Source organism: Brachybacterium sp. SYSU DS0246 (genome assembly GCF_059391765.1).
This window is the reverse complement of sequence record NZ_JBZXYT010000026.1, coordinates 24,342-37,768: the sequence shown is the minus strand read 5'-3', so window position 1 is coordinate 37,768 and position 13,427 is coordinate 24,342. Positions and strand designations below refer to the sequence as shown.

Here is a 13,427-nt window from a genome sequence, read left to right as displayed (position 1 = left end):
GGCCGACGGCACGTACTCTATGTGGGTGCCGACCGCCGTCCCCTCCGCCCTGGCAGGGCTCCTCGATGCGCTGCGCTGCCCCGCCTGCGGAGGCGCCCTGCAGGCCTCGCAGAACATGCTGCGCTGCAGCCACGGGCACACCTTCGACCTCGCTCGCGCCGGCTACGTCTCACTGCTGAGCGGCAGCGGCGCCACCAGCGGGGACGACGACGAGATGGCCCGGGCCAGACAGCGGTTCCTGGCCACCGGGGCCTACGCTCCCCTTCTCGAGGCGATCGGTGACCTCGCCGAGTCACACGTCCCGGACCTGGCCGCGGACGCACCCCGCAGCAGCAGCCCGGCCCCGACCATCCTCGATGCCGGATGCGGGCCCGGCTACTACCTCGCCGGGCTCCTGGATCGCTTCCCCGCCGCTCGCGGGCTGGGCTTCGACACCTCCGTCCGCTCACTGCGCTTCGCCGCTCGCAGCCATGACCGCGCGGCGGTCTGCAGCGCTGACGTGTTCGCCCCGCTCCCCCTCGCCGACGGCTGTGCCGACCTGCTGTTGGATGCCTTCGCCCCGCGCAACCCCACCGAGTTCGCGCGCGTGCTGCGCCCCGGCGGGAGCCTGATCGTGGTGCGGCCGCTCGAGGGGCACCTCGCCCAGCTGCGCGACCTGGTCCCCGGCATGGTCGCCGTCGATCCCCACAAGGAGGAGCGGCTGCACGCCGCGTTGGATCCGCACTTCGCGGAGACCGCCCGGCGCGAGCTCCACGTCGACCTGTTCCTGTCCGCGGAGACCGCCCGGGACCTGGCCTGGATGACCCCGAGCGCCCGGCACCTCGAGGTCGCCGATCTGGATGCTGCCCTCGCCCGTCTCGACCCGGCCTCACCGCCGCCGGTCACCGTCTCCGTGCTGATCAGTGTGCACCGCCCGCGCTGATCCGCACCCCGCACCCCGCACCCCGCACCCCGCACCCCGCACCGGAGGATCCATGCCCGCACGACACTGCGTCTTCATCGACTTCGACGGCACCTTCGCCGCTCACGGCGTCGCCCCGCCCCAGCATGCCGACGCCGTCCGCCGTGCCCGCTCGGCCGGACACACGGTGCTGCTGTGCACCGGGCGGCCCGCCTCCATCGTCGCGCCCGACGTCGCCGAGCTCTTCGACGGGGTGGTCGCGTCCGCGGGGGCGTACGTCCGAGTGGGCACGGACGTCCTGCGCGATACACGCTTCCCCCAGGAGCTCGGCCGTCGCTCCGTGGAGATCCTGGAGGGGCACGGCGTGGCCTTCGCCCTCGAGGCCCCCGAAGCGCTGTACTGCACGCCCGAGACCGCAGCACGGATCCGCGCCGGCGTCGGCTCCCCGCAGCCCGGTCTCGCCGGCGGTGTCGGCCGCGGCCCTCAGGACATCGTGGACGCCGCGCGGACGCCCGCGGACCTCGCGTCGTGCTCCTTCGCGAAGATCTCGCTGTGGGGCTCGCCGGTCCGGGTCGAACAGCTCGCCGAGGAGATCGGCCCGGAGGTCGGGGCGCTGCCGAACTCGATCGCGCAGGACGACACCAGCTCCGGGGAGCTGCACCTGCGGGAGATCGACAAGGCCGACGGCGTCCGCCAGGTGGCCGGGCACCTCGGCATCGACCTCACCGCGACGGTCGGGATCGGGGACGGGATGAACGACCTGGGGATGGTGCGAGCCGCCGGGACGGGCGTCGTGATCCACGGAGCACCGGCTGCGCTGCGCGAGGCAGCAGATCTGGAGGTGCCCGGCCCCGCCGAGCACGGTGTACTGATCGCCTTCGAGCGCCTCGGGCTGCTCTGAGGCACGGGGTCAGCTGCGGCGGCGGAGGCCGACCAGGACCAGTCCCGCGGCTGCCACCAGGGCACCGACGCCGAGCAGGATCACGCCCTGGGGCATCAGGTCGGCCGCGAAACGGACCTCGAAGGCCTGGACGATGGGACCGATGAAATCCGCCCGGTCCACGGAGTCCGGGACCACGGTGCCGATCTGATCAGCCAGCAGGCACGTCAGCGCGCCCGCCAGGATCCCGGCGATGCCCGCCAGGACCAGGAACGAGCGGCGGTGCGCGGCGATCGCCAGAGCGAGGACGGCGAGGGCGAGGGCTGCCGGTCCCATCCAGGGGGTCCAGGGCGCGAGGGTCGCTGCCTGGTTCAGCAGCGGCACGTCCGGGATGGTCGCGAGCGTGACGGTGGCATCGTCGGGCCGCGGGATATCGAACGGGATGACCTCTTCGACGGAGACCAGGAGCTCGTCGATCACGGGGCCGAGGTCGACGCCGAGCGCGTCCTCGCCCGGCGTGAACAGGGCCTCGTGCAGGTCCGCCATGGTCTCGTCCCAGAGGGTCGCGTACATGTCGGTGCCGGTGATCCTCGGGGCCTGCTCCTGGGCGATGGGAGCGACCTGGTCCGCGACCCAGCCGGGGATCCGATCATCGTCCAGCAGCGTCTCCACCGCGCTGTCCGAGAGGGTGCGCTGGACCTCGGGATCCTCCGCGAGCGGCTGGGCGACGTCGAGGAAGCCCTCCTGGTCGATGACGTGCTCATGGAGCCACACGCCGGGCAGCCAGAGGGCACCGAGGACGGTGGCGAGGGTCAGCAGAAGGGCGGCGAGAAGATCACGTGCGGAAGACACCCGCACACGGTACCGGGACCGCCCGGGAGATCCCCGTACCCCGACCGCCGGGACGAGATCGGCCCCGTACCACCAGGTGGTACGGGGCCGTGCTCGATGCGGGACGGATCAACCGATGCGGATGTAGGTCCAGCTGCCGGAGTAGATGTTGCGCTCGGAGGTGTCGACGCGCTTGTTGCCGGCGTCGACGAAGGTGTTGCCTCCGGCGTAGATGCCGATGTGGCCCGGCTTGTAGACCAGGTCGCCCGGCTTGGCCTGGGACTTGGGGATCACGGTGCCCGCCGAGGCCTGGCCACCGGCGCTGTGCGGGAGGCTGACGCCGTGCTGGGCGTAGACCCACTGGACGAAGCCGGAGCAGTCCCAGCCGGACGGCGAGGCACCGCCGTACACGTACGGCGTCCCGATGCCGGAGCGGGCGGTGGCCAGCACGGAGCTGCCCTTCGCGGCCGACGGGGCCGGTGCCGACTTCTCCTCGGAGGACTCGGAGGACTCCTGCGACTCATCGTCCTCGGACTCGGAGCGCTCGTCCTCGGAGTCCTCGCGGCTGGAGCGCTCGTTCGACCGGGAGGCGTCCTCGTCCTCGCGGCTCTCGCGCTGCTGGTCGCCCTCGTCCTCGGAATCCTGCTGGGCCTCGTCGCTCTGGGCGTCCTCGTCGGACTCCTCGTCGACGGGCTCGGGCTCAGGTTCCGGCTCGGGCTCGGGAAGCTCGACGGTGATGTCCGCGATGTCGGCGGTGGCGCTCTCGGCCTCGTCGTCGCCCTCGGCGGACTCGGCTGCGGGGATGCCGACGGCGGGAGCGGTCACAGGGGGCAGGACCGCGGGAGCGGCACCCTCAGCCTGCGGGGCCTGCGGAGCGTCGTTCTGCGGCTCGGCGGTCGCGGCGGCGGCACCGCCCAGCAGCAGGCCGGCGGCCATCACCGTTCCGGCGGCGGCGCGTCCGGCGCGGACAGCAGGGGTCACCGTGCGCATCGCGCGGCGGTGAGTGTTGTTCGCAGTCTTCGACACGTTTCGCTCCCAGCCCCGGGCATCGGCCCTCGCGCTCTGCAGCTCTCGTACTCCGCACCCGGTGCGCGATGGGCTCGTCCGGGGGGAATGTCGAGGCTCGGCCGCCTCGGAACGTGTTCGACCCTAGGGGTCACAGGCGCCCCTGAGAGCCGAACTGAAAGCTTCTGGGGAAGAGCTTGACGGAGGCTTTACCCGGCCAGAAGAGGGGTCACGTGGAGCTGGGTCGCGACGATCTCGGGCACAGCGACCTCCCCGCCGGCCGGGCCTCGCAGAACCACCGTCCCGGCAACCCTCTCCGCGCGCATCTCGACCCCGGGAAAGATGCCCTGACCTGCGAGTTCACCGAGAAGTTCCACGTCGCTCTGGACGCGTTCGCCGATCCGGTCCAGCCGTATCGTCGCAGTGCCACCGTCGGCGATGGCCTCGAGCAGCTCCAGAGGCGGATTGGCGGGGGTTTTACCCTCCGTGGTGGCGTGGGTCTCCGCGATGCCGAGGGCGGCGAGGCCCGGGATCGGGTTGCCGTACGGATCGGTGAACGGCGGCTCCAGCTTCTCGGCGAGCCGCCGCTCGACCTCGAGGCTCATCACGTGCTCCCAGCGGCACGCCTCCTCGTGGACGTGGGCGTAGTCCAGCCCGATCACGTCCAGCAGGTGGCGCTCGGCCAGCCGGTGCTTGCGCATCACGTCGACGGCGACCTCGGTGCCCTGCTCGGTCAGGCGGATGCGGCGCTGATCGTCGAGATGGAGCAGACCGTCGCGCTCCATGCGGGCGACGGTCTGGGAGACCGTCGGGCCCGAGTGGCCCAGTCGCTCGGCGATCCGGGCACGCATCGGGGCGACACCGGCCTCGTGGAGCTCGAACACCGTCTTCAGGTACATCTCGGTGGTGTCGATGAGATCTCCGGTCACGAGGCCCCTCCCTTGGTAGGCGCGCTCGGCGGGCGCGCGGTAGCTGCGACAAGCTTAGTCCGTCAGGCGGGATGGCCGTCCGCAGCGCCCGCCGCGCACAGCCACCGCACACAGCGGCACGCCCCGGACCGCGCGGGTCCGGGGCGTGCCACGGGTGGTCGAGGACGGGCCCCGACGAGGATCTCAGGTGCCCGGTGGGGGCAGCTCCGCGCTCAGGAGAGCCCGGAGACGATCTCGCGCATCAGATCTGCGGTCTCGGTCGGCGTCTTGCCGACCTTGACCCCGGCGGCCTCGAGGGCCTCCTTCTTCGCCTGCGCGGTGCCCGCGGAGCCGGAGACGATGGCACCGGCGTGGCCCATCGTCTTGCCCTCGGGGGCGGTGAAGCCCGCGACGTAGCCGACGACGGGCTTGGTCATGTTGTCCTTGATGTACGCCGCGGCGCGTTCCTCGGCGTCTCCGCCGATCTCGCCGATCATGACCACGCCGACGGTGTCCGGGTCGGCCTCGAACGCCTCCAGGGCGTCGATGTGGGTGGTGCCGATGACCGGGTCACCGCCGATGCCGATGCATGTGGTGAAGCCGAGGTCGGCCAGCTCGTACATCATCTGGTAGGTCAGGGTGCCGGACTTGGAGACCAGGCCGAGCTTGCCCGGACCGGTGATGTTGGCCGGGGTGATGCCCGCGTTGGACTTGCCGGGGCTGATCACGCCGGGGCAGTTCGGCCCGATGATCCGGGTGCCGCCCTTGGCCTGGGCATAGTTGAAGAACTCCGCGGAATCCTTGACCGGGATGCCCTCGGTGATGATCACCAGGAGCTCGATGCCGGCGTCGATGGCCTCGATCGCGGCGGCCTTGGCGAACTTCGGGGGCACGAAGACCACCGAGACGTTGGCGCCGGTGGCCTCCATGGCGTCCGCGACGGTGCCGAAGACGGGGACCTCGTGGCCGCCCTCGAAGGAGACCGTCTGGCCCGCCTTGCGCGGGTTGGTGCCGCCGACGATGGTCGTGCCGGAGTCGAGCATGCGCTGGGAGTGCTTCATGCCCTCCGAGCCCGTCATGCCCTGGACGATGACCTTGCTGTTCTCATCGAGAAAGATAGACATGTCGAGTGCTGCTCACTTTCCTGCGGCGGCGAGCTCGGCGACCTTCGCGGCGCCGCCGTCCATGGTGTCGGCCTGGGTGACGAGGGGGTGGGCGAAGTCGGCGAGGATCTTGCGGCCCTCCTCGACGTTGTTGCCGTCGAGCCGGACCACCAGCTGCTTGGTGGCGGCGTCGCCGAGCTTCTGCAGGGCGCCGACGATGCCGTTGGCGACCGCGTCGCAGGCGGTGATGCCGCCGAAGACGTTGACGAACACGGCGGAGACCTGCTCGTCACCGAGGATCACGTCCAGGCCGTTGGCCATCACCTCGGCGGAGGCGCCGCCGCCGATGTCCAGGAAGTTGGCGGGCTTGACGCCGTGCTGCTCACCGGCGTAGGCGACGACGTCGAGGGTGGACATGACCAGGCCCGCACCGTTTCCGATGATGCCGACCTCGCCGTCGAGCTTGACGTAGTTGAGGTCCAGCGCCTTGGCCTTGGTCTCCAGCGGGTCCTCGGAGCTGGCGTCGACCAGTTCGGCGTGGTCCTCGTGGCGGAACGCGGCGTTCTCGTCGAGGGTCACCTTGCCGTCGAGGGCGATGATGCTGCCGTCGCCCGTCTTGACCAGGGGGTTGACCTCGACCAGCGAGGCGTCCTCCTCGCGGTAGACGTCCCACAGCTTCTGCAGCACGGGGGCCACCTTGTGGGCGGTCTCCTCGTCGAAGTTCGCGGCCTGGACGATCTCGGCGGCCTTGGCCTCGTCGATGCCGACATTGGGGTCGACAGCCACGCGAGCGAGGGCCTCGGGGCGCTCGACGGCGAGCTGCTCGATCTCGACGCCGCCCTCGACGGAGCACATGGCGAGGTAGTTGCGGTTCGCCCGGTCCAGCAGCAGCGAGAAGTAGTACTCCTCGGCGATCTCCGCGCCGGCGGCGATCATCACGCGATGCACGGTGTGGCCCTTGATGTCCATGCCGAGGATCTCGGAGGCCTTCTGCTCCGCCTCCTCGGGGGACTTGGCGATCTTGACGCCGCCGGCCTTGCCTCGGCCACCGGTCTTCACCTGCGCCTTGACGACGACGACCGGGGTGCCGAGCTGCTCGGCAGCAGCCTTGGCAGTGGCGGGGTCCTCCGCGACGACTCCTCCGAGCACGGGCACACCGTGCTTCTCGAAGAGATCGCGGGCCTGGTATTCATACAGGTCCACGGGGTGCATTCCTCTCGATATCGGCAGTGGGCGGCAGGCCTCACTCGGCCTCGGTGCCACCCCTGGGAATACGGCCAGGGTATCGCTTCCGCCGCACCGGCTCGTACGGCCACCACCCGTGTGCGCGGTGTCTCACCCGGGGCCGGGAAACCGCCTCCCCCGCCCCCTGCCGTTCAGCTGCCCCGGATACGATGCGGAGATGAGCCGACGAAACCGCAGTCTCGCCCAACGCATCCGCGAGCACCTCGGCTTCAGCGTGGTCGCGATCGGCGTACTGTTCATCGTGCTGCGCCTGGTGGGCGTCCGTTCCACGTTCGCGGGCTTCGCCCTGTCCGTGGCGATCACGCTCGCCCTGAACGTCGGGCTGTCCTACTACAACGACCGCCGCGCCCGCTCCCCTCGCCCCCATGTCGAGCAGCGCGGGGGCGGCGACATCCGGTGGCGCGAGGACGACCGTCCGCGTGAGGACCGCTGAGGCGAGGAGACGCCATGGCCGACTGGAGAACCTACGCGAAGGCCGCACGCAACACGGCCCGCAAGCAGGCGCCCGCCGCCGGTGACGCCGCCCGGCGCGCCTCGTCCCGCGCGAGCGGCTATGTCCGCGCCGCCGGCAAGGCGATCGATGAGGGCCGGTCGGAGGACGAGGAGCCCCGCCGGCGCGCCGACCGCGAGCGGGAGGGGGCTCGGGAGGAACCTCGCCGTCGCGATGCCTCCGATCGGGACCGGGAGCCCCGCCGGCACGAGGACACCGGCGGAGCCCGGGAGGAACCTCGCCGCTCCGCGTCCTCCCGGCCGGCTGCGACTACCGCGCGCGAGCGCCCGGCGGTCGACACGAGTCGTCTGCGCAAGGACGCAGCGGCGTACTACACGGTCGCCGAGCGGCGCGTGCACTCGGCACAGATCGTCCCGCGGTTCATGCGCGCCCTGCGTGACGCCCTGCTGATCGGCCTGTCCCTGTTCGTCTTCTGGATCGTGCTCGCAGCCGCCGGCATCCAGATCCCCTTCACGACGGTGCTGATCGTGGTGCTGGTCATCGTCGCGATCAGCTTCGCGACCGGGTTGCTGGCCCGGCGCAGGACCCCGGCCGCCCCTGACGACCCGGCCGAGGACCACGGGCCCGGCCCGGCATGACCTTCACGATCTTGCCGCTGACGGCCGACGACGCCGAGGACGTCCAGGCGCTTCTGGGCCGCTCCCCCGGCTACACGCTGCGAACCCGGGGACGCTCGGTCGCCGCCGACGACGGCCACGGCGTCCTCACCGACCGCCCGCCGGGCACGGAGGCGTCCGCAAAGACCGTCTTCGGCCTGCGCGACGACTCCGGGGCGCTGCGCGGACTGTGCGACGTCATCCACGGGTGGCCGTCCCCGGAGACCGCCCACATCGGCCTGCTGCTGGTCGACGATGCCGCTCAGGGCAGCGGTCTGGGGCGCCTGCTGCACGACAGCGTGATCGCCCAGCTGCGTGCCCGCGGTGACATCGCGCAGCTCCGCGCCGGGATCGTCGGGACGAACGCCGACGCGGCACAGGGGTTCTGGGAGCGGTTGGGCTACCGACCGACCGGCGAGGAGCACTCCGTGTCGGCGGGCACGATTCGATCCACCACTGCGATCCTCACCCGCCCGCTGGATCCTCCTGCCTCACCCCCGGCCTCCGGCACGAACCTGTAGCTGAGCGGCACTCGCCCTCCTCTGAGAGGGGTCTGGTGCCGCTCACCTACACCTTTTTGCCACACCGTCCCGGCCACGGGCCCCGGTCATAGACGTGCACCCCCGGTCCTGCGGTCCCGGTCCCGGCCCTGGTCCTGCGGTCCCGGTCCCGGCCCTGGTCCTGCGGTCCCGGTCCCGGCCCTGGTTCTGTGGTCCCGGCCCCGGCCGAGCGGCCCTGGTCCCGGCCATGCGGCCCGGGCCGGACCAGCACTATCGGTGAAGGGCACCACCGAGGTCGGCGATCGACGTCGCCGCCGCCTCGACGGCGTCCTCGAGCCAGTCGGGCATCTCGCGGGCGATGAAGGGGCGCGTGATCCCGTAGGGCGCGAGCCGGGTGGCGACCATCAGGAGCTCGCGGCGCTGCGGGGTCGGCTCCGGGTACAACCGCTCTGCCAACCGCTCGAGCGCCTGGTCCACGTCGTCGTTGAGGTGGGCGACCTCCCCGTGCAGCGACGCCGGTCCGGTCTCGAGCAGGCGCCGGGTACTGAACAGGAGCATCGCGCGAGCGTCCGCGGGATGGCGTCGGCAGAAGGCGGGGATGTGCCGGGCGGAGGCGAGCACGGCCTCTCGCGGGTCCGGGCGCGCGGCGGCCTCGAGCAGGCCGACATGGAAGCGCCGGATGGAGCGGATCCACAGGCGGCCCAGCAGCTCCTCGCGCGAGGCGAAGCGGTGATAGATCGATCCGCTGGGCCCCTGGATCTCTCGGGCGACGTCGGCGATTGTCACCGTGGGGCCGACGTCGAGCAGGGCACGGGCGGCCCCGTCGAGCACGTCGTCCTCGGTAAAGCGGGCGGGTCTTGCCATGGGACGGGATCCTAGCTAGGTTTCAGATCATGCGTTCTGGAATCCGCTCTCTATTAAAGGTGGGGGCCACCGGCAGGCCCCCTCCCCGCTGGGCACGCGCGGCAGGTTGGGCGTGCCTGCTGCTGCCGCTGCCCTCCGTCCTCTGGCGGCTCGCCATGCTGGCCGGCGTCGACGTCGGCTTCGCCGATGCGGAGCTGTTCCGCGGTCAGCCCGGGCCCACGATGTACGTGCTGGGCATGAACGCCGTCGAGCTCGTCGTCGGCGGGCTGTGCCTGGGGCTGATCATGCCCTGGGGCGAACGGCTCCCCCGGCGGGTTCCCGGCCTGGGCGGGCGTGCCATCCCCCGCGCGGTGCCGCTCGCGATCGGAGGCGCCGGGAACGTGGCCATGTACGCCATCTTCGGGTTGCTGCTGGCATCGTTCGTCGGCAGCTGGACCGGCGCCACCGAGGCGTGGACGCCGGATCGGGGCATGGACGGCGCGGAGCGCGCCATGCTGGCCGTCTGCTACGTGCCGTTCATGCTGTGGCCGGTCGCCATCACGCTCGCGCTTGTCGGGTACGGAATGAGACGTCGATCCTGAGGACGCGACTCAGAGCTTGGTGATCGGGGCGTAGCGCAGCAGCAGGCGCTTCTTCCCGTTCGGCGGCTTGAACTGCACCTCGACCTGGGTTTTCTCGCCCTGACCGGCGACCTCGGTGACCGTCCCCATCCCGAAGGAGTCATGGGTGACGCGGTCCCCGGCCGCGAGCTGCGGCATCGCCGAGGCAGGGGTGGGCGCACGTCCGGATCCGAGGCTGGGGCGACTGACGTCCCGCCGGCCGCCGCCGAGGCCGCCGCTGAACGAGGGACCTCGCTGGCCGCCGCCGTAGCCGCCCGCCCCATAGCCCCCGGACGAGCCCTGGCCGAAGCCGGCCCCGCTGAGGGTGGAACCGGCGCGGGCGACGTCGAGCACCTCCTCGGGGATCTCATCGAGGAATCGGCTGGCGGGCATGAACTGGGTCTGGCCCCACATGGCGCGCATCTGGGCGCGGGTGAGGTAGAGCTTCTCGCGGGCACGGGTGATGCCCACGTAGGCCAGGCGCCGCTCCTCCTCCAGCTCCTGGGGGTCGCCGAGGGTGCGGTTGTGGGGGAACGTGCCGTCCTCCATGCCGGTGAGGAAGACGACCGGGAACTCCAGTCCCTTGGCGGTGTGGAGGGTCATGAGGGTGACGAACTGGTCCTCGGCGCCGGGGATCTGGTCGGCGTCGGCGACCAGGGACACCTTCTCCAGGAAGCGATCCACGAGCGAGGCGTCCGGATCCTCGGGGGCCGCCAGCGCCGCGTCCGGAGCGACATCCGCTCCGGTGACGTCCTGGCCGGCGACATCCGGGACGGCGTGGTCCGAGGCGGCGCCCTCGGGTGCGGCGGTCCCCTCAGTCTCGTCCGCCTCGTCCTCCTCGAACTCGCTGGCGGCGGCATCGGCCGCTTCCGTCTGCGCCTCGAACTCGGCGGCGACGCTGATCAGCTCCGCGAGGTTCTCGAGCCGGGATTCGTCCTGCGGATCCTCGCTGCCCTGCAGCTCGGCGTAGTACCCCGAGCGCTGCAGGATCGCTTCGATCAGCTCGGCCGGGCCGTCCCCGCGCCGAGCCATCTCCTGGAGGTCCTCGAGCATCGCGACGAAGCTGCGTACCGCGTTCAACGAGCGCGTCGCGATCCCGGGGGCCTCGTCGGCGCGGCGCAGCGCTTCGCCGAAACTGATCCGTTCGCGCTCGGCGAGCATCGCGATCGTGGCCTCGGCGCGGTCACCGATGCCGCGCTTGGGCACGTTGAGGATGCGACGGAGGTTGATCTCGTCGGCCGGGTTGGCCAGGACCTGCAGGTAGGCGACAGCGTCCTTGATCTCGCGGCGCTCGTAGAAGCGGGTGCCGCCGATGACGCGGTAGGGCAGGCCCACGCGGATCAGCTGGTCCTCCAGCGCGCGGGACTGCGCGTTGGCGCGGTAGAAGATCGCGATGTCCCCGGCGGAGCGGCCACCGTCGACCAGCGCATCGATCTGGCGCCCTATGTACCGGGCCTCGGCCTGCTCGTCGTCAGCGACGTACAGAGTGATCTGGTCACCGTCGCCCTGGTCGGTCCACAGGTTCTTCTTGCGCCGGCCCTCATTGCCCTCGATCAGCGCGTTCGCCGCCGAGAGGATGCGCTGGGTGGAGCGGTAGTTCTGCTCGAGCACGATGGTGCGCGCCGAGGGGAAGTCCTGCTCGAACTCGACGATGTTGCGGATCGTGGCGCCCCGGAACGCGTAGATGGACTGGTCGGAGTCGCCGACCACGGTGAGATCCGCTCGGGGATCCTCCCCCACGAGTTCCCGCACCAGGGCGTACTGGGCGGTGTTGGTGTCCTGGTACTCATCGACCAGCAGGTGCCGGAAGCGACGCCGGTACCCCTCGCGGATCGCCGGGTTCTCCCGCAGCATCGTCACCGTCAGACCGATGAGGTCGTCGAAGTCGACGGCGTTGGCCTGGCGCAGCCGCTCGGTGTAGTTCGTGTAGATCCGCGCCAGCGTCTTCTCGAAGGGGTTCTTCGCGGTCTCGGCCTGGTCGGCGAAGTCGATCGGGTCGGTGAGGTCGTTCTTCAGCGAGGAGATGCGCGAGGCCAGCATGCGCGGCGCATGCTTCTTGGTGTCCAGCTCCAGATCCTTGGCGATCGTCGTGATCAGCCGCAGGGAGTCGGCGCTGTCGTAGATGGTGAACGAGCTCTTCAGGCCGGCGGCCTGGGCGTCGCGGCGCAGGATCCGCACGCAGGCGCTGTGGAACGTGGAGACCCACATGCTGCGGGCCGCGGGGCCGACGAGCTCGCCGACGCGTTCGCGCATCTCGGCGGCGGCCTTGTTGGTGAAGGTGATGGCGAGGATCTCCCCCGGCATCGCCTCGCCGGTGCGCAGCAGGTGGGCGATGCGCCGGGTGAGGACGCGGGTCTTGCCGGAGCCCGCACCGGCGACGATCAGCAGCGGGCTGCCCCGGTGCTCGACGGCCTCGCGCTGGGCGGGGTTGAGGTCATCGGTGAGCTCACCCAGGAGCGTGGCGTCCGGGCCGCCCCACGGAGCGCCGCGACGGATGTGGTCGAGGCTGTCACGGTCCGCGGGGTGGGGAGCCTGGTCGTGATGGGCCGGAGGCTGCGGCACGGCGGCCTGAGGTGGTTCCTCGTCGTGGGGCGGCTCATCGAACGGGGGCTCCTCCGGCGGCGGCTCCTCCAGAGGGGGCGCATCCAGCGCTACCTCCGCGAGCCCTCGCGAGTCCGGGACGGGATCCGCTGCCGGTGCGCCGTCGATGCCGCTAACCGCCGGCGCGCCGGCGTCGCCGGCCCCTGTGCGCTCGCCTGCTGTCCCTGCGCGCTCACCGGCGGCCGCGGGATCCGGGCTCGCCGGCGCCACCCGCACACCGTCCAGACGGCGGAAGGAGTCGGGCAGGGAGAGGTCGTCGAAAAGTGAACTCATGGGAACACCAGGATAGGCGCGGGGGCCGACGGTCAGCACGTGGCGCGGCCCTGGTGTGGACGACGGCACGCTGCGCGCCGATCCGACGCCGGGGCCCGAGACCGTGGCAGGGCCGACGAGCAGTGACGACAGAGGCCGAGTACCGGACGGACCGGGACCAACCGGCCGGGACCAGCCGGCTGGGACCAGCCGGCCGGGACCAGCCGGCCCGGACCGACCGAGTCTCAGACGAAGACGGCGATGACGATGTTGGCGATGATCGCGGTGGGGATGCCGAACCAGATCACCGACGGGGTCTGCTCGCGGCGATTGGCGGCCACGTAGGCGAACGCCGTCGCCACTGCCGCGACCAGGAACTTGATGCCGAGCTTCATGGAGTTCGCGTCGCCGGTGAGCGGGACCAGGACCATCAGCACCAGACCGAGCACGAGCGCCCCGGCGGCGGCATGGGACATGCCGGGATTGGGGACGCGGGTGCGGGCGGCGGCGACCCAGGTCCCCAGGGCCACGGCCCAGCAGATCATGTGGAGGACGACGAGCAGAGAGATCAGGACGGACATGGTGCCACGATACGTCGGCTTCCTCACCGGTTCCTCCAGGCCACATGCGA

The 13,427-nt window shown here is 71.4% G+C and carries 14 protein-coding genes; 6 read left to right on the top strand and 8 right to left on the bottom strand.

Annotation, left to right across the window (positions count from 1 at the left end):
• The first annotated feature begins 19 nt into the window (after positions 1 to 19).
• Together AC5020_RS13010 and AC5020_RS13005 are read left to right on the top strand one after the other, a co-directional pair.
• On the top strand, positions 20 to 922 hold the full coding sequence (locus AC5020_RS13010) for a putative RNA methyltransferase (protein WP_494564439.1): 903 nt from the start codon (positions 20 to 22) through the stop codon (positions 920 to 922).
• A 52-nt stretch (positions 923 to 974) separates the two neighbouring features.
• Complete coding sequence (locus AC5020_RS13005; protein ID WP_464988607.1) at positions 975 to 1,802, top strand: HAD hydrolase family protein; 828 nt, start codon at positions 975 to 977, stop codon at positions 1,800 to 1,802.
• A 9-nt stretch (positions 1,803 to 1,811) separates the two neighbouring features.
• Here AC5020_RS13005 and AC5020_RS13000 read toward each other — a convergent pair whose 3' ends face one another.
• The 5 genes from AC5020_RS13000 to sucC all read right to left on the bottom strand — a co-directional run bounded on the left by AC5020_RS13000 (position 1,812) and on the right by sucC (position 6,831).
• Complete coding sequence (locus tag AC5020_RS13000; protein ID WP_464988606.1) at positions 1,812 to 2,633, bottom strand: hypothetical protein; 822 nt, start codon at positions 2,631 to 2,633, stop codon at positions 1,812 to 1,814.
• Positions 2,634 to 2,741: 108 nt separating this feature from the next.
• Complete coding sequence (locus AC5020_RS12995) at positions 2,742 to 3,638, bottom strand: NlpC/P60 family protein (RefSeq protein ID WP_377020255.1); 897 nt, start codon at positions 3,636 to 3,638, stop codon at positions 2,742 to 2,744.
• Positions 3,639 to 3,826: 188 nt separating this feature from the next.
• On the bottom strand, positions 3,827 to 4,546 hold the full coding sequence (locus tag AC5020_RS12990; protein ID WP_377803392.1) for a metal-dependent transcriptional regulator: 720 nt from the start codon (positions 4,544 to 4,546) through the stop codon (positions 3,827 to 3,829).
• A gap of 212 nt (positions 4,547 to 4,758) precedes the next feature.
• On the bottom strand, positions 4,759 to 5,649 hold the full coding sequence (sucD, locus tag AC5020_RS12985; RefSeq protein WP_377020253.1) for a succinate--CoA ligase subunit alpha: 891 nt from the start codon (positions 5,647 to 5,649) through the stop codon (positions 4,759 to 4,761).
• A gap of 12 nt (positions 5,650 to 5,661) precedes the next feature.
• Positions 5,662 to 6,831, bottom strand: coding sequence for an ADP-forming succinate--CoA ligase subunit beta (gene sucC, locus AC5020_RS12980; RefSeq protein WP_377793328.1), 1,170 nt, complete (start codon positions 6,829 to 6,831; stop codon positions 5,662 to 5,664).
• Positions 6,832 to 7,030: 199 nt separating this feature from the next.
• Here sucC and AC5020_RS12975 point away from each other — a divergent pair, with 199 nt between their 5' ends.
• The 3 genes from AC5020_RS12975 to AC5020_RS12965 are packed head-to-tail and all read left to right on the top strand — an operon-like array spanning position 7,031 to position 8,501.
• Complete coding sequence (locus AC5020_RS12975; protein ID WP_377020251.1) at positions 7,031 to 7,306, top strand: hypothetical protein; 276 nt, start codon at positions 7,031 to 7,033, stop codon at positions 7,304 to 7,306.
• Between the two features lie 14 nt (positions 7,307 to 7,320).
• Positions 7,321 to 7,962, top strand: coding sequence for a hypothetical protein (locus AC5020_RS12970; RefSeq protein WP_464988605.1), 642 nt, complete (start codon positions 7,321 to 7,323; stop codon positions 7,960 to 7,962).
• Positions 7,959 to 8,501, top strand: coding sequence for a GNAT family N-acetyltransferase (locus tag AC5020_RS12965; protein WP_377020249.1), 543 nt, complete (start codon positions 7,959 to 7,961; stop codon positions 8,499 to 8,501). Before AC5020_RS12970 ends, AC5020_RS12965 begins: the two co-directional genes overlap by 4 nt.
• 249 nt (positions 8,502 to 8,750) lie before the next feature.
• Here AC5020_RS12965 and AC5020_RS12960 read toward each other — a convergent pair whose 3' ends face one another.
• Positions 8,751 to 9,344 (bottom strand): TetR/AcrR family transcriptional regulator, encoded by a 594-nt coding sequence (locus AC5020_RS12960; RefSeq protein ID WP_464988604.1) that lies wholly within the window; start codon positions 9,342 to 9,344, stop codon positions 8,751 to 8,753.
• Between the two features lie 29 nt (positions 9,345 to 9,373).
• Between AC5020_RS12960 and AC5020_RS12955 the strand changes: the two genes are divergently transcribed.
• On the top strand, positions 9,374 to 9,925 hold the full coding sequence (locus tag AC5020_RS12955; protein WP_464988603.1) for a hypothetical protein: 552 nt from the start codon (positions 9,374 to 9,376) through the stop codon (positions 9,923 to 9,925).
• Positions 9,926 to 9,934: 9 nt separating this feature from the next.
• Here AC5020_RS12955 and AC5020_RS12950 read toward each other — a convergent pair whose 3' ends face one another.
• Positions 9,935 to 12,817, bottom strand: a complete 2,883-nt coding sequence (locus AC5020_RS12950) for a UvrD-helicase domain-containing protein (RefSeq protein ID WP_464988602.1) — start codon at positions 12,815 to 12,817, stop codon at positions 9,935 to 9,937.
• 224 nt (positions 12,818 to 13,041) lie between these two features.
• Positions 13,042 to 13,377, bottom strand: coding sequence for a hypothetical protein (locus tag AC5020_RS12945; protein ID WP_377016360.1), 336 nt, complete (start codon positions 13,375 to 13,377; stop codon positions 13,042 to 13,044).
• Positions 13,378 to 13,427 lie beyond the last annotated feature (50 nt).

Bases quoted from the DNA above. Each gene is read 5' to 3' on its own strand.
- AC5020_RS12960 (WP_464988604.1), bottom strand. From the start codon at position 9,344: ATGGCAAGACCCGCCCGCTTTACCGAGGACGACGTGCTCGACGGGGCC.
- AC5020_RS12955 (WP_464988603.1), top strand. From the start codon at position 9,374: ATGCGTTCTGGAATCCGCTCTCTATTAAAGGTGGGGGCCACCGGCAGG.
- AC5020_RS12970 (WP_464988605.1), top strand. From the start codon at position 7,321: ATGGCCGACTGGAGAACCTACGCGAAGGCCGCACGCAACACGGCCCGC.
- sucD (WP_377020253.1), bottom strand. From the start codon at position 5,649: ATGTCTATCTTTCTCGATGAGAACAGCAAGGTCATCGTCCAGGGCATG.
- AC5020_RS12945 (WP_377016360.1), bottom strand. From the start codon at position 13,377: ATGTCCGTCCTGATCTCTCTGCTCGTCGTCCTCCACATGATCTGCTGG.
- AC5020_RS12950 (WP_464988602.1), bottom strand. From the start codon at position 12,817: ATGAGTTCACTTTTCGACGACCTCTCCCTGCCCGACTCCTTCCGCCGT.
- AC5020_RS13005 (WP_464988607.1), top strand. From the start codon at position 975: ATGCCCGCACGACACTGCGTCTTCATCGACTTCGACGGCACCTTCGCC.
- AC5020_RS13010 (WP_494564439.1), top strand. From the start codon at position 20: ATGTGGGTGCCGACCGCCGTCCCCTCCGCCCTGGCAGGGCTCCTCGAT.
- AC5020_RS12965 (WP_377020249.1), top strand. From the start codon at position 7,959: ATGACCTTCACGATCTTGCCGCTGACGGCCGACGACGCCGAGGACGTC.
- AC5020_RS12975 (WP_377020251.1), top strand. From the start codon at position 7,031: ATGAGCCGACGAAACCGCAGTCTCGCCCAACGCATCCGCGAGCACCTC.